Here is a 15,785-nt window from a genome sequence, read left to right as displayed (position 1 = left end):
CTCTTTGTCATGACTCCTGCGTACATGAAAGGCTGGCTTTGGGTCAGCCTGCTTGGTTTTATTTTCTATCTGAGTGCAACTCAACAAGTACTGGCTCAGCGCACGTTTACCAATCCGATCAAAAATTCGGGTCCTGACCCCTGGGTTCTCCAAAAAGATGGCTGGTACTACTATATGAATACAACCGGTCAGAATCTAACGCTCTGGAAAACCCGCAACATAGCTGATCTGGCCAACGCCGAAAGCAAAATTATTTACACTCCGCCAACCGGCAAACCCTATTCAAGAGAATTGTGGGCACCCGAAATCCACTCCTTCAACGGAAAATGGTACATCTATTTCTCCGCCGATTCGCTCAATAATTTGTCGCACCGCGTCTGGGTAATTGAAAACCCTTCTCCCGATCCTATGCAGGGCGAATGGACAATGAAAGGGAAAATTGGCGATAAAGGTGATCACTGGGAAATTGATATGTCTGTCCTCAACTATAATGGGCAGCTCTACGCGACCTGGTCGGGCTGGGAAGGGCCCACGAATGGACGTCAGGATATTTATATTGCCCGCCTTAAAAATCCCTGGACGTTGGACAGTGACCGTGTGAAAATCTCGCAGCCCGACCTGCCCTGGGAGCAACATGGCGATGTGCCACAAGCCTGGCAGAAGAATGGCGAAGTACCCAAAATTTATGTAAACGAAGGCCCCGGAGTTTCTTCGCCACGGGAAAAAACTCTTCATTGTCTATTCGGCTAATGCCTGCTGGCTCGACTATTGTCTGGGCCTGCTGACTTATACGGGTAAAGGCGACTTACTTGACAAAAAAAACTGGACAAAAAGTAAAAATCCAGTATTCACACAATCGCCCGAAAATGGTGTGTGGTCTCCAGGCCATGGCGGGTTCTTTAAGTCGGTCGATGGCAAGCAGGATTGGATGATTTACCATGCCAACCCCTCGGCCAGCGATGGTTGTGGCAACAAACGTGCTCCCCACATTCAGCCTTTTACCTGGAATTCCGATGGTTCTCCTAATTTTGGCAAACCAGTTGCGAATAAACCTTTGCCAGTTCCATCCGAGTAATTAAGCGTTGTAATACCCAGAAACCACATAGTAACCCAATAATTCTAATCAATTTATCATGAAGCGATTATCGTTTTTAGTACTTCTTTTTGTTTCCACCTTTTCGATAGCCCAACAAGGCGGTAACGGACGCTGGCCGGCAGCGAAAGCCAATGCCTGGTATGCGAAAGAACCATTTCTGGTTGGCGCCAACTATGCCCCTGCCAATGCCATTAACGAACTGGAAATGTTTCAGGCCGACAGTTTCGACCCGGCAACGATTGATAAAGAACTGGCGATGGCCGAAAACATTGGCATGAACACTATGCGGGTGTTTCTGCACGATTTACTCTGGAAAGATCCCGCTGGTTTCACCAAGCGGCTCGACCAGTTTTTGAGCTTATGCGCTAAACATAAAATTCGCCCTATGCTGGTGCTGTTCGATTCTTGCTGGGACCCAAACCCAAAGCTCGGCAAACAGCATGAACCTACGCCTGGCATTCACAACTCAGGCTGGGTACAAAGCCCCGGTGCAGCAGCCCTGACCGATGTATCACAATATCCACGCCTGGCAACCTATGTGAAGGGTGTAGTGGGTGCCTTCAAAAATGATAAACGTATTTTAGCCTGGGACTTATGGAACGAACCGGATAATGCGAACGATAACAGCTATGGTCAGAATTTCACCATCAAAACTGAAGTACCCAAAGACCGGAAAATAGCCATCATCACGAACCTCTTACCACACGTTTTCCAATGGGCGCGTGAAGCGGGCGCAACGCAACCCCTTACCTCAGGTGTCTGGATTTATCGCAGCCCTGAAGATTGGCAAAACTCAGCCAAATGGTCGCCTATGGAAAAAGTGCAGTTCGAGAACTCTGATATCATCACCTTCCATCAGTACTCGAAACCCGAGGATCTGAAAAAAGTAATTCCGGCGCTGAAAACCTTTGGTCGCCCAGTTATTTGTACAGAGTATATGGCGCGGGGTGTTAACAGTAAATTCCAAACTCACCTACCCATTGCCAAGAAGGCCAAAGTCGGTATGATTAATTGGGGATTTGTAGCGGGCAAAACCCAAACGTTTCTACCCTGGGATAGTTGGCAGAAGCCTTATGTAAATGGTCGCGAACCCGCTATCTGGTTCCATGAAGTATTTAAGCAAGACGGCACACCTGTTGACCCCGCCGAAGTTGCGGCCATTAAACAGGCTACAGGAAAATAATTGAAAAAAATATCAAAAATAAACCTTCTGATTACCAGACGCTAACCAAAATACCTCACGAAAGATTACGTTTTTTTTCAATCGGCTCTTGCATGGAATAGCTTAAACCTCTACTTTTGTGCCACGATAAAGGAAAACGGCAACGTCAACCGGAAGTCAAAAGTTGGTTCGGTAGTTCAGTTGGTTAGAATACCTGCCTGTCACGCAGGGGGTCGCGGGTTCGAGCCCCGTCCGGACCGCCACTGAAAATCAAGCACTTATCAGAAATGGTAAGTGCTTTTTTCGTTAGTAGGCTATATTCTGGCATACAAAAGCGAGTCGAAACGAGTCAAATCTCAAAAGTTGTACATCTGGCTAGTCGATAAAAACTATTAATCGCTCAATTCTCCAAATGAATTTACGTGTCTAACCGGTTAGTATCCGTAGCGACTATCTGCTAGTTTTGTTTTTTATCACCTCAAGGCGAACGTTAAAAAGCGTGACTGACGATAAGAAGCGGGTCAAAAAACAACCTACCTCAGCACGAGGCAGCCAGCAACCACTCCAGCCAATAGAACAACACCTCGCTGATGCGTTTAGTAGAGCATCCGTAGGTTTGATCATCTCTCAATCAGATGGTATGGTTATTCACGCAAACGACGCTTTTCAGGCACTAGTCGGATTTGATGCTACGGATTTAGTAACGAAGCCCTTCAGCGCGACCATCCATCCCAATGACTTACACCTGTATGAAGTCCACTTTAGCGAATTGTTAAGCGGTAGTGCAGGCTCCTTAGTCAATCAAATACGTTGCCTTCATAAACAAGGGCACTGGATATGGGTCAAGGTAAACACAACCGTCCTTTGTAAGACAGAAGGTAAGGTCCAAAGCTTATTCTCAGTCATTGAAGAAATCACGAAGGAAGTAGCCATGCGCGATAACCAGCAAAAACTGCTGGCGCTGGTCGACAATAGCCTTAGTTTTATGGCCATCGCCGATTTAGACGGCCGGGTCACGTACATTAATGAAGCTGGTCAGACACTGGTAGGTCTGGAGAAATCGGATCTGCGGACGGGGAAAATCGTCGCTGATTTTTATAGCTCAGAAAACTACCGTTTCATTCAGGAAGTAGCCATTCCCACCTTGCTGAGCCAGGGATATTGGACAGGTCGGGTCGAGTTGAAACATTTTAAAACTGGTGAATCAATCCCCTGTCAGGCAAGTGGTATTCGTATCGATGATCCCAATACAGGAAAACCTCTGGGCCGAGGATTCACCATGCGCGATTTACGGGCTGAGCTCACAGCCCAGGAAACGCAACGCAGATTGCTTACTCTGGTTGATAATAGCGTGGAGCTAATGTCCATTCTGGAACTGGATGGTACAAATTCCTATATCAACAAAGCAGGAATAACCATGCTGGGCTTCGACAATGCCCAACAAGTTCGGGAAACGCCTATATCGCAGTTACACGCTCCGGAGCATTTTGACTTGGTTGCTCAGGAAGTACTTCCCTCCGTGATGAGTAAAGGCCATTGGTCGGGAGAAATGCTCGTTCGGCATTTGACGACGGGCGAGATCTTTCCAGTGTTTAATAACACAATTCGTATTGACGATCCGCACAATGGACAGCCCATTGCCATAGGAGCCGTCATGCGGGATAGGAGACCCGAACTGATAGCCCAGAGAGCATTGGAGGAAAGTGAGCTTTTTTCCAGAAATGTATTTCACTACTCACCAGTGGCTAAGGTGGTTTTTGTGGGAGAAACTATGAAAATCCGCATGGTCAATGAAAAGATGTTGACTTTGTTGGGGCGCGATACTACGATTATCGGAAAGCCTTTTAGCGAAGCCCTGCCTGAACTACTGACCATGCCAATTGCTCAGCCGCTAGCCCAGGTATTTACAACGGGCGAAACGCATTACCAACCTGAGGTCAGAATACAGCTAGGAGACTCGGAGCAACCTCGCTGGGGTTACTACGATTACATCTTCAAAGCCTTACACAATACGACTGGTGAAGTCTATGGTGTAATTGTGACAGCTTCTGAAATAACCAGCCAGGTACTGGCCCGGCAAAAAGTAGAAGAAGCCGAAGAAGCCTTACAAGGAGCCATTGAACTAGCTCAGTTAGGCACCTGGCAAATGGATATAGTTACGGGCATTATTGACTATTCTCCGCGACTCAGAACTTGGTACGGGCTCAGTCCCGATGGGCCGATAACCCGCGAGGAATCGATGGCAGCCATTCGGGAATCCGATAAAGCGCAGCTTCAGGAAGCCATTGCCAAAGCAACTGCACCTGGTTCTACTGGTCTATACGACATCGAATATACAATAGAAGCGGGCTACACGGGCCAGGAACGAATCCTGCGGGCTCAGGGTAAAGCTTTTTTCGATGAGGACGGTAAAGCCTGTCGATTCACTGGCACGGTACAGGATGTGACTGCGCAACGGCATCTTCAACTCGCCCTGGAGCAGCAAGTCCAACAGCGTACTGAAGAACTGGAAGCCATCAATAACGAATTGGCAGCCAATAATGAAGAACTGACGGCGGCCAGTGAAGAAGTGATGCTCGCCAATCAACGGCTCGAAGAAGCCAATTTCCTGCTGACTCGTTCTAATCAGAACCTGGAGCAGTTCGCCTACATTGCCTCACATGATTTGCAGGAGCCCTTGCGCAAAGTTCAACAATTTGGCGATCTGTTAATTGATCGATATGGTAACCAGCTAGGCGAAGGAAGAGCTCATCTGGAACGCATGCAGTTGGCAGCCAGCCGAATGTCTCAGTTAATTAAAGACCTTCTGGCTTTTTCCCGGATTTCGACTAAGCCGGCATCAACCGATCCGGTGTCACTAAACCACATTATTGAGCGAGTACTCGATAGCCTGGCCGTATCTATTGAAGAAACGGATGCACACATTGTTATTGAAAAGTTACCTGGGGTGCCAGGTGATGCCTTACAGCTAGAGCAATTATTCCAGAATCTTCTGAGCAATGCACTCAAATTCAGTCGTACGAAGCAAACAGATGGTAGCCAACGTCCACAAATTGTTGTCCGCACACAGCAAGTACAGGCCTCTCAGCTCCCTCCTTTTCTTAAGTCGACTCGATTCGCAGAAACATACCAGTGTATTGAAGTCGTTGACAACGGAATCGGTTTTGACGAGAAGTATACCGATCGCATTTTTCAGGTGTTCCAGCGGCTACACGGCAAAGATGAGTTTGCCGGAACTGGGATCGGACTGGCGATCTGCCAAAAAGTAGTAACGAATCATGGGGGAGTGATTACGGCCAAAAGCCGCCCCGGTCAGGGTGCTACATTCAGTGTGTATTTACCGATTTGATTACTAGCTCTCGTCATTTCAGACAAATTTGGCTACAAGATGTAACCCTTGTCTTGATCAAACTACAACTGACTTAATCCTGCTCTTGCTTTATTGTCTACGCTGTTTTTATACTCGTGGTGCTTAAAACTAAGGGCTTTCTGGAAATACGATCGGGCGCGCGTCCGGTCGTATTTTTGTTGATAAATATACCCCAGTTGCAAGGCTGCCGTTGCCCCAAATGACAGTTGATCGGGTTCACTGAGCGTTAGGGCATAGTTAAGGTAGGGAATAGCAGCATCGGGATCATTCCGACGTTGGTAGATACGCCCCATGCGGTAATTGTACTCCGCTTTCTCGGTCGTTAACGAAAACGTTGCCTCGTTATATGGGCGGAGGTAAGCGAGTGCGCTATCCGTAAAGCCACCATCCGATGCCAGCCGTGCCCGCATCAATACTTTTTGATTAGGTGACGCACCTTTTTTTAAGTAAGCTTCCGCAAATTTCTGAGCTGCTTTATCTGATTCGACCGTAGTTCGGCCAACTGCCAATACCTTTTTAAGAAAAGACTGGGCCTGCATTTCAGTTTGGTTAGTAGATAGCCACTGGCAAAGAAATAATTTGTAGTACGAATCTTTCAGGAAATTCTGCCCTTTGTAAGTGGCTAAAAACTGTCTGAAATGGCTTGTTGCCGTTAGATAATCTCCTTTTTGGAGGTAAATATCACCCAGAATATTTTCGATGACTGGCAACGGTTGATAAGCCAGCCCCATGGGCCGTTTGATCAAATAGCTCAGCGCTTGTTCACTATGCCCATTTTTCTGCTCAATGGTCGCTCCGAAAAAATGCAGTAGTAGATTGTCGGTGTGTTCACTAACAAGCTGCTGCAGGGCTTGCCCATCAGAATCACTAAACTTTACAACATAAGCACGAATCATCAGGTCGATCAACCGGGCTTCGAGCCGAAAGGTTGGGTCTTGTTGTGCTCGTTGTAATTCCTGTTGCCCTTGTTTAATATTGCCGTGTAGTCCCAGCAGATTAGCTACCCAGACGTAATTATCGGGCACCGACCCAATCATAACATGCAATGTACCCAGCGATTTGTAGGTCGGCAGGAAGTTGGGAAACAGCTTTTGGTTTTCGCTCAATAGCTTGTAGGCCCGAATAACATCCCAACTGGCGCTAAGCTCTTTGCCAAATTTGAGTTTGCTAAAGGCCCAATGCAAACGAACTTCGGCTAATAGTACCCGCTGCCAGGGAGAGTTGTCGTCCAGCTTCTTTAAGGCACTTAAGCGATCATCTTCGCGATCGCCCAGGGTAGTAAAGGCTCGGTCATCGTCGGAGGTGACGAGCAGGAGCATGTCGGCGTAATCGTCCAGGAAGATGCGAATACCAGTTTGCCCTGTTTCGGCCGCCAGCGTTTGCCTGGCCGACTGCACTTTTAGTTTTTGCAGATCGGCATAGGCACGTTGTAAACCGGGTGTCCAGACAAAGTCCTGCGCGTGGGCCACTATGGGGATGCAGAGGAGCAAAAACAAAAACACCGGGTTGAAACCCGGTGCAGTTGACAATATTCTCTTCATCTCTTGCGCCGGGTTGAAACCCGGTGTTTTTGAGTAAACTACCGTCCGCGGCCCGTTGGAGCTGGTTCAGGCGCACCTTCAACATCGGCGAAAATCCGTCCGCAATGTTCGCAAACGATGATTTTCTTTTTGTCTTTAATATCCGCCTGACGCTGAGGAGGAACTACGTTGAAGCAGCCACCACAAGCACCACGTTTCACCATCACAACGGCCAGGCCGTTGAGCGCATTACCGCGAATTTTGTTGTAGGAATTCAACAAACGTGGCTCAATCGTAGTTGCCTGATGATCACGTTGTTTGATGATTTCTTTTTCTTCTTCCTGGCTTTCCGAAGTGATCTGATCAAGCTCCTGCTTTTTCGCTTTCAGGTCTTCTTTCCGTTCGTTCAGAGCGGCCTGAGTTGTTTTGATTTCCTCTTCTTTGCCCCGAACCCGGAATTGAGCTTCATTCGCCCGTTTTTCAACGAGTTCGATTTCGAGCGACTGCAATTCGATTTCTTTAGAAATAGCGTCGAATTCGCGATTGTTCCGAACATTCATTTGCTGATCTTTATACTTAGTGATCAGCTTCTCGGCATCTTTCTTCGCAATGCGATTGCGCTCAATATCTTCTTCTAATGTCTTGATTTCGCTCTGAAACTTACCAATCCGGGTTTCGAAGCCAGCGATGTCATCTTCCAGGTCGCGTACCTCTTCAGGTAATCCTCCGCGAATTTTGATTAGTTCATCTAGTTGAGAATCAAGAGATTGTAATTTAAGGAGAGCGTCTAATTTCTGCGCAATCGTTAGTTCCATTCGGAGATTTGTGTTTTAATGTATAATGAATAATGTCTAATGTATAATGATATGTATTGTAACTATCTGAAAATCAGTGACTCCAGTGTTTTACATTATTCATTATACATTATTCATTAAAAGTATCGAATTGGATTCGTGTCCGTTTCAGATAAAATTACCGCAAAAGTAGAAAAATTTTTTGTCAAATGCCCGAAAATCAATTCTTTCGTAAATATCTCACTTTCATAGTGCCCAATGTCGCAAATACAAATGCGACCATCGGCATCAAAAAACTCGTGATATTTATAATCAGCCGTGATAAATACGTCGGCTCCTGCCCGCAGCGCATCGGGTAATAAGAAACTGCCAACGCCCCCACACACAGCCACGCGTTTGATTGGATGATCAGGCAAAGGCGTGTAGCGGATCAGGTTCAAGGCCATTTGCTCTTTCAGATAGGCAAGCCACTGACTGCTGTCCATTGGTTCTTCTAATTCGCCAATAGCTCCCGAACCGACTGTTTGATTCGCATTATTGAGCGGATAGAGATCATAGGCCGGAACTTCATACGAGTGGGCGCGCTTCATGGCAGCCACTACAGCGTTCTCCAAATAAGTTGGTACGAGTACTTCCAGCCGTTGTTCGTCAACCGTTTCATCCTGGCCAACAGCACCAACTGTCGGGCTGGCTCCATCCAGGGGCTTAAATGTCCCCTCGCCATTTACCCGAAACGAGCAATGTTCATAGGTGTCAATACGGCCTCCACCAGCTCCATAAATAGCTGTCAGCACGGCCGTTAAGTCAGCGTTGGGTACGAATACAACCAGCTTGGACAATATCTGGCTTTTGGGAGCCAGCACACGTACGTTCTGGAGTTTGAGCTTTTCGGCAATCTTGAAATTAACACCACCCGTTACATTGTCTAAATTAGTATGAGCGGCATAAATGGCGATGTCGTGTTTTATGGCTTTAATGACTGTTCGCTCAACGTAGGTTTTACCGTTCAGTTTTTTTAGTCCTTTAAATACAATAGGATGGTGGGCTACAATAAGATTACAGCCTTTGGCAATCGCTTCCTCAATAACAGCTTCAGTCGTATCGAGGGTCACCAAAACACCCGTTATTTCGGTCGAAGGATCACCTACGATTAACCCTGAATTGTCGTAAGATTCCTGATAGGCAAGTGGGGCGAATGCTTCAAGGTAAGCGGTGAGATGTCGAATCTGGGGCATAATCAGTATCGGCAAATAAATGCCAGAATTTTCACAAAGGTAACGACGTTTAGCGGGCCATTTTACTATAGCAGCTTTGTGACTAAATATGCTATTCAAGTAAATCGTCAGGTTAAGATAAATAGCTTGGCCTAATTCGTCGATTTTTTGAAACAACATCTACAAAACAGGTGGTCAACTGGCTGAGACAAAATTGAAATTTCATAGCACAAAATCGAAAGTCTAGAAGAATAGTATATACTCAAGTGTCTGATTCATAGTAGGAAACTATTATCGTGATAATTGAAAGAATTTGAACGACTTTCAAACACTCCTTGTCCCTCGCCTGCCGTAAGTTTGACTACAACCAACAAGCTACTTTCGGTTTTGGCTCGACGATGAGTAAACAACCGTATGCCGTCCTGTTTGTATAGAACAAGTTGCGATTTCTAAACCACCTTATAATGACACCAACAATAACCTGTTTCGGCGAAATTCTCTGGGATGTGTTACCAACCAGCAAACAACCCGGCGGAGCCCCCATGAACGTTGCTGCCGATCTGCGTAATTTCGGCCTGAATGCGCAACTCATTAGTCGCGTTGGGAGCGATGAGTTAGGGAAAGAACTCCTGGCCTTTTTAGCCGAAAAGCAACTCCCGCTCGACCTCATCCAGGTTGGCCAATCCCATCTCACGGGCATCGCCAAAGCCAACCTTTCGGATACCAACGAAGTGACGTATAAGATTGTACAACCGGTTGCCTGGGACTACATTTTTCTGGAGCCGCTATTGCTCGAAGCGGTTCGGCAAAGTACGTTGTTTGTGTATGGGAGTCTGGTTGCGCGTAATCAGCAGTCGCATGAAACGTTGCTTGCTTTGCTGGAAGTAGCTCCCAAAAAAGTATTTGATGTGAACCTCCGCGCTCCACATTACGAACGAGCAACCGTCGAAGAGCTTCTCTATCGAGCCGATATTGCCAAGTTGAATGAACATGAGTTAGTTGAATTGTCGGAGTGGTACAGCGATGAAACCGATCTGAAGCAGGCTATGCTACAACTGCGCGAGCGCTATCAGCTGGAAACGTTGTGCGTAACGCTTGGTGAGAAGGGTGCAGCCTTGCTCGATAAGGATTGCTTTACACAGCAGGCTGGTTTTTCGGTTGAGGTAGAAGATACCATTGGCAGTGGCGATGCGTTTCTGGCCGCTTTTATCTATAAAACTTTACAAGGCGCTTCCCCGCAAAATACGCTCGAATTTGCCTGTGCAACGGGTGCTTATGTCGCTACGCAACGGGGAGCTACGCCCACGTTCACAGAAGAAACCATCACGCGTAAAATTCTGCAAGCGGAAGTCTCCTAAACGTTGACCATCTTCACTAAATATCATGCAAAAAATACGTCTGACCAGTCTGCTATTCATTATTTTGAGTCAGTTTTCATTCGGGCAAAGCCATCAGGTACCGATGAAATCGGATCGCTACCGGCCGCAGTTTCATTTTACGCCCAAGGCGCATTGGATGAATGACCCGAATGGAATGGTCTATTACAAAGGGACGTATCATCTGTTTTTTCAGTACTATCCCAAAGCAACTGTCTGGGGTCCAATGCACTGGGGCCACGCGACCAGCAAAGACATGGTGCATTGGAAAGAGCAACCCATTGCGCTGTATCCCGATAGTTTAGGCTATATTTTTTCGGGAAGTGCCGTGGTTGATGTGAACAATACGAGTGGTTTTGGTAAAAATGGGCAAGTGCCGTTGGTCGCTATTTTTACGCACCATAACCCTAAATTAGAGAAGCAAAAACCCGATCAGGTAGAATCTCAGAGCCTGGCCTATAGCCTGGATGAGGGGAAAACCTGGACCAAATATGCGGGCAATCCAGTCCTTCCCAACCCCGGTATTACTGATTTTCGAGATCCGAAAGTTCGATGGTATGAGGCACAGAAGAAGTGGATCATGACCTTGGCAACCAAAGATCACATCACATTTTATTCGTCGCCCAATCTGAAAGCCTGGACGAAGGAAAGTGAATTTGGGATCGATGCTGGGGCGCATGGTGGTGTTTGGGAGTGCCCGGATTTAATTCCGCTGAATCACAACGGTAAAACCGTATGGGTATTGATCGTGAATATTAATCCGGGTGGACCCAATGGAGGTTCGGCGGCTCAGTATTTTGTCGGTGATTTTGACGGTAAAAACTTCAAGGCCTACTCGAAAGAGACGAAATGGATGGATTACGGAACCGATAATTACGCCGGTGTAACGTTTTCCAACACCGGTAACCGAACAATTTTGATGGGTTGGATGAGCAACTGGCAATACGCTACCGTAGTCCCAACTGCAGCCTGGCGTAGTGCCAACACCATTCCGCGCGAACTTGGCCTGAAAGAAGTTGGGAAGGAGCTTTTCCTGACATCCAAACCCATAAAGGAATTGGACGAGCTAAATGAGCAGCGCTTTTCACTGAAAAACCAATCGGTAAAAAACAGTTATGATCTGACGGCCAAGTCAAAAAACGCTACGGGCTTATTCAAGCTGGAAGTAACTACGCAAAACATAACTGATTTCTCGATCGTGTTGGCCAATGAGCAGGGCAATGAGGTTGTGATTGGTTACGATAAACGTGCTAACCAGTATTATATAGATCGCAGCCATTCGGGTAAGGTTGACGTTGAAAAAGGCTTTGCGAAACGGCATTCGGCTCCCCGCTTTTCGACGGATCAAGTAATGTCGCTGACAATACTAGCCGATGTGGCTTCTGTTGAACTGTTTGCAGATAATGGGCTGACCGTAATGACCGATATCTTTTTCCCCGACAAGCCGCTGAATCAACTATTCATTAAGTCAACTACAGGCATAACTCTGTCGAATTTGACCTATACTAAACTGACTCCCTCTGTAGAGTTAAACTAAATAATCGGTGAATTTTTTCATTCGAAAATTTGTCGCAGTACTACCTCAAATTGGCGTGTTTACCCCCGTAGCGTTAGCTAAATGAGCGATAATTTTGTTTGTCTATTCAACTGTCTGATGAGTAGACCAATGTCAATTTTTATCAACGTTTAACGAATAGGGCTATGTTTGAAAACACAAGAGCGTTTAGTGGGTTTTCGGTCGATGATCTGCAGAAAGCAAAAGAATTTTATCAGCACACGTTAGGGCTGAACGTTACAGAAGAATCAATGGGAGTACTTTCGCTCCATATTAGCGGAGGGAGCACGATTTTGATCTATCCCAAGCCTAACCATACCCCAGCTACCTTTACGATCCTCAATTTCCCCGTAGCTGATGTGGAAAAAACAGTCGACGAACTGGTAAAGCTAGGCGTCCAGTTTGAACACTATGAAGGCGATATTCAGACGGACGAAAAAGGGATTGTTCGTGGAAAAGGAGGCCCAACCATTGCCTGGTTCAAAGACCCAGCTGGCAATATTTTATCGGTATTGGAGGAAAGTTGATTTCGAGTGGCACATCCAATTTTACTGTTGGTCGTGTGCAACTACAGAACTTAGTTGAGCCCCAAAGAAACGCAACTGTCTCTTTGGGGCTTTTTGCGAGTGGCATAAACGTTTTTTTTGATTCGTTTAAAACTTTAGCGAGGCTATTTGGTTAACATGCATTAGACCTATTTCTTATCTTACGTTGAACACCATTACGATGAAACACTACCCTTTTCTTCAGGCAAGTGGAGAAATGGGGGAGCTTACCCGCAACTTCGATTGGTCCACAACGGTATTGGGGTCTCCTGATCAGTGGTCTCAAAGCCTACGTACGATCGTCAGTGTCATCCTAACCTCTAAGTTCCCCATGTTTCTATGGTGGGGGCCTGAACTCATTCAATTTTACAATGATGCCTACCGCCCTAGTCTGGGCAATGCGGGTAAACACCCAACGGCCTTAGGCCAACCCGGTGCAGATTGCTGGCCAGAGACTTGGCCCACAATCAAACCCTTGATTGATCAGGTTCTGGCAGGGGGCGAAGCAACCTGGAGCGAAGATCAACTCATTCCTATTTATCGGAACGGACGACTGGAAGATGTGTACTGGACGTTCAGCTATAGTCCAGTCAACGATGAATCTGGACGGCCAGCAGGTGTACTGGTTACCTGCTCGGAAACAACGGAAAAAGTAACCACAATTCGCGACCTGCAGGAACACAAAGACCAACTCGAATTCACCATTGAAGCGGCTGAACTAGGTACCTGGGATTTGAACCCGTTGACAAATAAATTCACCGCCAATTCTCGGTTGAAAAGCTGGTTTGGCCTGCTTCCCGAAGAGGAAATTCTGTTGCCGAAGGCGATTGAATCCATTGCCGAAAAAGATCGTCCACGCGTAATTGAGGCTATCGCTCATGCCTTAGACTATGCGTCGGGCGGTCGTTATGCCATCGATTATACGATTGTAAACCCCCTGGATGGAAGCGAACGTATCGTTCGGGCGAAAGGAAAGGCTTGGTTTACAGATCAAAAAATAGCGTATCAGTTCAAAGGCACCTTACAGGATATAACCAGCGAACGAAAAGCACAGGAGGAAACCGTAGCGGCTCAGCAACTAGCCGATCTGGCGATCAAGAGTGCGGGCATTGGTCTTTTTCAAGTTGATTTGCTGACTGGGCATATCGATTATTCGCCCACCTATGCTGCTATCATAACAGGCGATGCAACCAAAACGGGGTTTACCCGGCAAGACTTTACCAATTATGTGCATGTAGATGATTTGTATCTGCGAGATGCCGCCAATCAAATCGGTATAGAAACGGGCGACTTTTACTACCAGCCTCGGGTTATTTGGGACGATGGGTCTGTGCACCACATCAGTGTGATGGGAGGATTGGTCGTCGATGAAACGGGGAGGCCGGTTTCTTACTCAGGTACTGTACGTGATATTACGGAGCAGGAAAAACAGCGGCAAACTCTTCAGGAAGTCGAAGAACGATTTGCACAGGCTCAACACCAGAGCGACACCTTATTCCGTGCGTTGGTTGAAGAGGCACCTATTGCTACCTGCCTGTTTGTTGGACGGGATATGCGTATTGAAGTCGCCAACGAAATAATGATCGGCTACTGGGGTAAGGACAGTACAGTATTGGGGCTGCCTTTGAGCGAGGCCGTTCCTGAACTGCACGGCCAGCCTTTTTTAGCCATACTCGACGAGGTGTTTACCACCGGAAAAGCATATGAGGAAAAAGCTGCCCGTGCTGAGTTAGAAGTTGATGGCGTACTGGGTACCTATTATTTTGATTTTACGTATAAACCCTTACGTAATGCGGCTGGGCAGGTCTATGGTATTATGGATATGGCGGTTGACGTTACCCATCAGGTGTTGGCCCAGCAACAAATTGAGAAAACGCAGCGTCAAGTACTATCATCATTTGAACAATCGCCCGTTGGCATTGCGATCCTTAGCGGTCCCGACTTAAGTTTTCGGATGGCTAACCCGTTCTACAGCGCATTAGTCGGCCGAAAGCCAGACGATTTACTCGGAAAACCACTCTTGGAGGCATTACCCGAACTAACCGGGCAGGGCTTCGATCAGTTGCTTAACGGCGTAGCGGCTACGGGTGTTCCTTATCTTGCCAAAGAGGTTGCGGTGGATATTGTCCGGGACAATCAATTAGAACGTATCTATGTCGATTTTACGTACCAACCTCAATACGAATCGGCTCAGGGTATATCAACGTTGCCTGCTGACGGAGTTGATAATGACTATGTTTCGAGTATTCTGGTGGTTGTTACAGATGTTACTCAACAGGTATTAGCGAGACAAAAAATAGAAGAAAGCGAAGAGCGATACCGCATATTATCCGCAGAATTGGATGGTCAGGTTCAGGTGCGTACCCGGCAGTTGGAGGATTCTATTCAGGATTTAAAGCGCTCGAACGACAACCTAGAAAAGTTTGCTTATATCGCCAGTCATGACTTGCAGGAGCCGCTACGCAAGATTCAGCAGTTTGGGGATTTATTGAAAACACGCTATGCGACTCCACAAGCCGAAGAAGGCATTTATTTAGAGCGTATGCAATCAGCGGCAAGCCGAATGTCGAGGTTAATTCGAGACTTGCTGAGTTTCTCCCGAATTTCGACTCGCCGGGATGCCAGTGGCCCCGTGTCGCTGTCAGATGTTATTAAATCGGCACTGGGCGATTTAGACCTTCGTATCCAGGAAACAGATGCACAGATTGTTGTTGGCTCCTTGCCCGTTGTGTTGGGAGACGCTTCGCAACTGGGGCAATTGTTTCAGAACCTGCTAAATAATGCGCTGAAATTTCGTCAGGCTGAACTCACGCCCCTCATTACGATAACCGCTCACCAGGTGGCCCTAGCCGATTTGCCGCCTGCGGTGCGCCCAACCCAACTTACAGCGATCTACCATCAAATTGACGTGTCAGACAACGGCATTGGCTTTGAGCAAAAGTATATCGACCGCATTTTCCAGGTCTTCCAGCGGCTACATGGTAAAAATGAATTTGAGGGAACGGGTATTGGCTTGGCTATTTGTGAAAAAGTAGCGGCTAATCATGGAGGTGCCATAACAGCTATTAGCGAGCCTGGACAAGGTGCTACATTTAGCGTCTATTTACCTGCATAAACAGATTATTAATGATTTGACAATCTGATTTTACATAC

9 protein-coding genes, 1 tRNA gene and 1 pseudogene are annotated in these 15,785 nt (G+C 46.9%); 8 read left to right on the top strand and 3 right to left on the bottom strand.

Going from position 1 to position 15,785, the window contains the following annotated elements:
• The first annotated feature begins 24 nt into the window (after nucleotides 1-24).
• The 4 genes and pseudogenes from H3H32_RS02580 to H3H32_RS02565 all read left to right on the top strand — a co-directional run bounded on the left by H3H32_RS02580 (nucleotide 25) and on the right by H3H32_RS02565 (nucleotide 5,607).
• Nucleotides 25-1,075, top strand: a pseudogene (locus H3H32_RS02580) (glycoside hydrolase family 43 protein).
• Between the two features lie 58 nt (nucleotides 1,076-1,133).
• On the top strand, nucleotides 1,134-2,279 hold the full coding sequence (locus H3H32_RS02575) for a cellulase family glycosylhydrolase (RefSeq protein WP_182461118.1): 1,146 nt from the start codon (nucleotides 1,134-1,136) through the stop codon (nucleotides 2,277-2,279).
• A 165-nt stretch (nucleotides 2,280-2,444) separates the two neighbouring features.
• A tRNA-Asp gene (locus H3H32_RS02570) sits at nucleotides 2,445-2,521 on the top strand.
• A gap of 236 nt (nucleotides 2,522-2,757) precedes the next feature.
• A complete protein-coding gene (locus H3H32_RS02565; protein ID WP_182461117.1) occupies nucleotides 2,758-5,607 on the top strand; it encodes a PAS domain S-box protein in 2,850 nt (949 codons plus the stop codon).
• A 62-nt stretch (nucleotides 5,608-5,669) separates the two neighbouring features.
• On the opposite strand, the gene H3H32_RS02560 is transcribed toward H3H32_RS02565, so the two are convergent.
• The 3 genes from H3H32_RS02560 to H3H32_RS02550 form a co-directional block, all read right to left on the bottom strand.
• On the bottom strand, nucleotides 5,670-7,169 hold the full coding sequence (locus tag H3H32_RS02560) for a tetratricopeptide repeat protein (protein ID WP_182461116.1): 1,500 nt from the start codon (nucleotides 7,167-7,169) through the stop codon (nucleotides 5,670-5,672).
• Nucleotides 7,170-7,207: 38 nt separating this feature from the next.
• Nucleotides 7,208-7,963, bottom strand: coding sequence for a zinc ribbon domain-containing protein (locus H3H32_RS02555; RefSeq protein ID WP_182461115.1), 756 nt, complete (start codon nucleotides 7,961-7,963; stop codon nucleotides 7,208-7,210).
• 116 nt (nucleotides 7,964-8,079) lie between these two features.
• Entirely contained in the window at nucleotides 8,080-9,177 is a 1,098-nt protein-coding gene (locus H3H32_RS02550) for a Nif3-like dinuclear metal center hexameric protein (protein WP_182461114.1), read from the bottom strand.
• Nucleotides 9,178-9,620: 443 nt separating this feature from the next.
• Here H3H32_RS02550 and H3H32_RS02545 point away from each other — a divergent pair, with 443 nt between their 5' ends.
• The 4 genes from H3H32_RS02545 to H3H32_RS02530 all read left to right on the top strand — a co-directional run bounded on the left by H3H32_RS02545 (nucleotide 9,621) and on the right by H3H32_RS02530 (nucleotide 15,747).
• The gene (locus tag H3H32_RS02545; protein ID WP_182461113.1) at nucleotides 9,621-10,514 is read left to right on the top strand and encodes a carbohydrate kinase family protein; all 894 of its coding nucleotides are present in this window, start codon (nucleotides 9,621-9,623) and stop codon (nucleotides 10,512-10,514) included.
• 25 nt (nucleotides 10,515-10,539) lie between these two features.
• A complete protein-coding gene (locus H3H32_RS02540) occupies nucleotides 10,540-12,069 on the top strand; it encodes a glycoside hydrolase family 32 protein (protein WP_182461112.1) in 1,530 nt (509 codons plus the stop codon).
• A 164-nt stretch (nucleotides 12,070-12,233) separates the two neighbouring features.
• A complete protein-coding gene (locus H3H32_RS02535) occupies nucleotides 12,234-12,614 on the top strand; it encodes a VOC family protein (protein WP_182461111.1) in 381 nt (126 codons plus the stop codon).
• Between the two features lie 199 nt (nucleotides 12,615-12,813).
• Nucleotides 12,814-15,747: a PAS domain-containing sensor histidine kinase gene (locus H3H32_RS02530; RefSeq protein ID WP_182461110.1), complete on the top strand. Its 2,934-nt coding sequence runs from the start codon at nucleotides 12,814-12,816 to the stop codon at nucleotides 15,745-15,747.
• The last annotated feature ends 38 nt before the right edge of the window (nucleotides 15,748-15,785 follow it).

It is taken from the genome of Spirosoma foliorum (genome assembly GCF_014117325.1).
In the GTDB taxonomy this organism is placed as follows: Bacteria; Bacteroidota; Bacteroidia; order Cytophagales; family Spirosomataceae; genus Spirosoma; species Spirosoma foliorum.
The sequence above is the reverse complement of the archived record's forward strand: the minus strand, read 5'-3'. Positions and strand labels throughout refer to the sequence as shown.

Excerpts from the sequence above, each read along its gene's own strand:
- H3H32_RS02575 (WP_182461118.1), top strand. The coding sequence starts at position 1,134 with ATGAAGCGATTATCGTTTTTAGTACTTCTTTTTGTTTCCACCTTTTCG.
- H3H32_RS02560 (WP_182461116.1), bottom strand. The coding sequence starts at position 7,169 with ATGAAGAGAATATTGTCAACTGCACCGGGTTTCAACCCGGTGTTTTTG.
- H3H32_RS02555 (WP_182461115.1), bottom strand. The coding sequence starts at position 7,963 with ATGGAACTAACGATTGCGCAGAAATTAGACGCTCTCCTTAAATTACAA.
- H3H32_RS02550 (WP_182461114.1), bottom strand. The coding sequence starts at position 9,177 with ATGCCCCAGATTCGACATCTCACCGCTTACCTTGAAGCATTCGCCCCA.
- H3H32_RS02545 (WP_182461113.1), top strand. The coding sequence starts at position 9,621 with ATGACACCAACAATAACCTGTTTCGGCGAAATTCTCTGGGATGTGTTA.
- H3H32_RS02540 (WP_182461112.1), top strand. The coding sequence starts at position 10,540 with ATGCAAAAAATACGTCTGACCAGTCTGCTATTCATTATTTTGAGTCAG.
- H3H32_RS02535 (WP_182461111.1), top strand. The coding sequence starts at position 12,234 with ATGTTTGAAAACACAAGAGCGTTTAGTGGGTTTTCGGTCGATGATCTG.
- H3H32_RS02530 (WP_182461110.1), top strand. The coding sequence starts at position 12,814 with ATGAAACACTACCCTTTTCTTCAGGCAAGTGGAGAAATGGGGGAGCTT.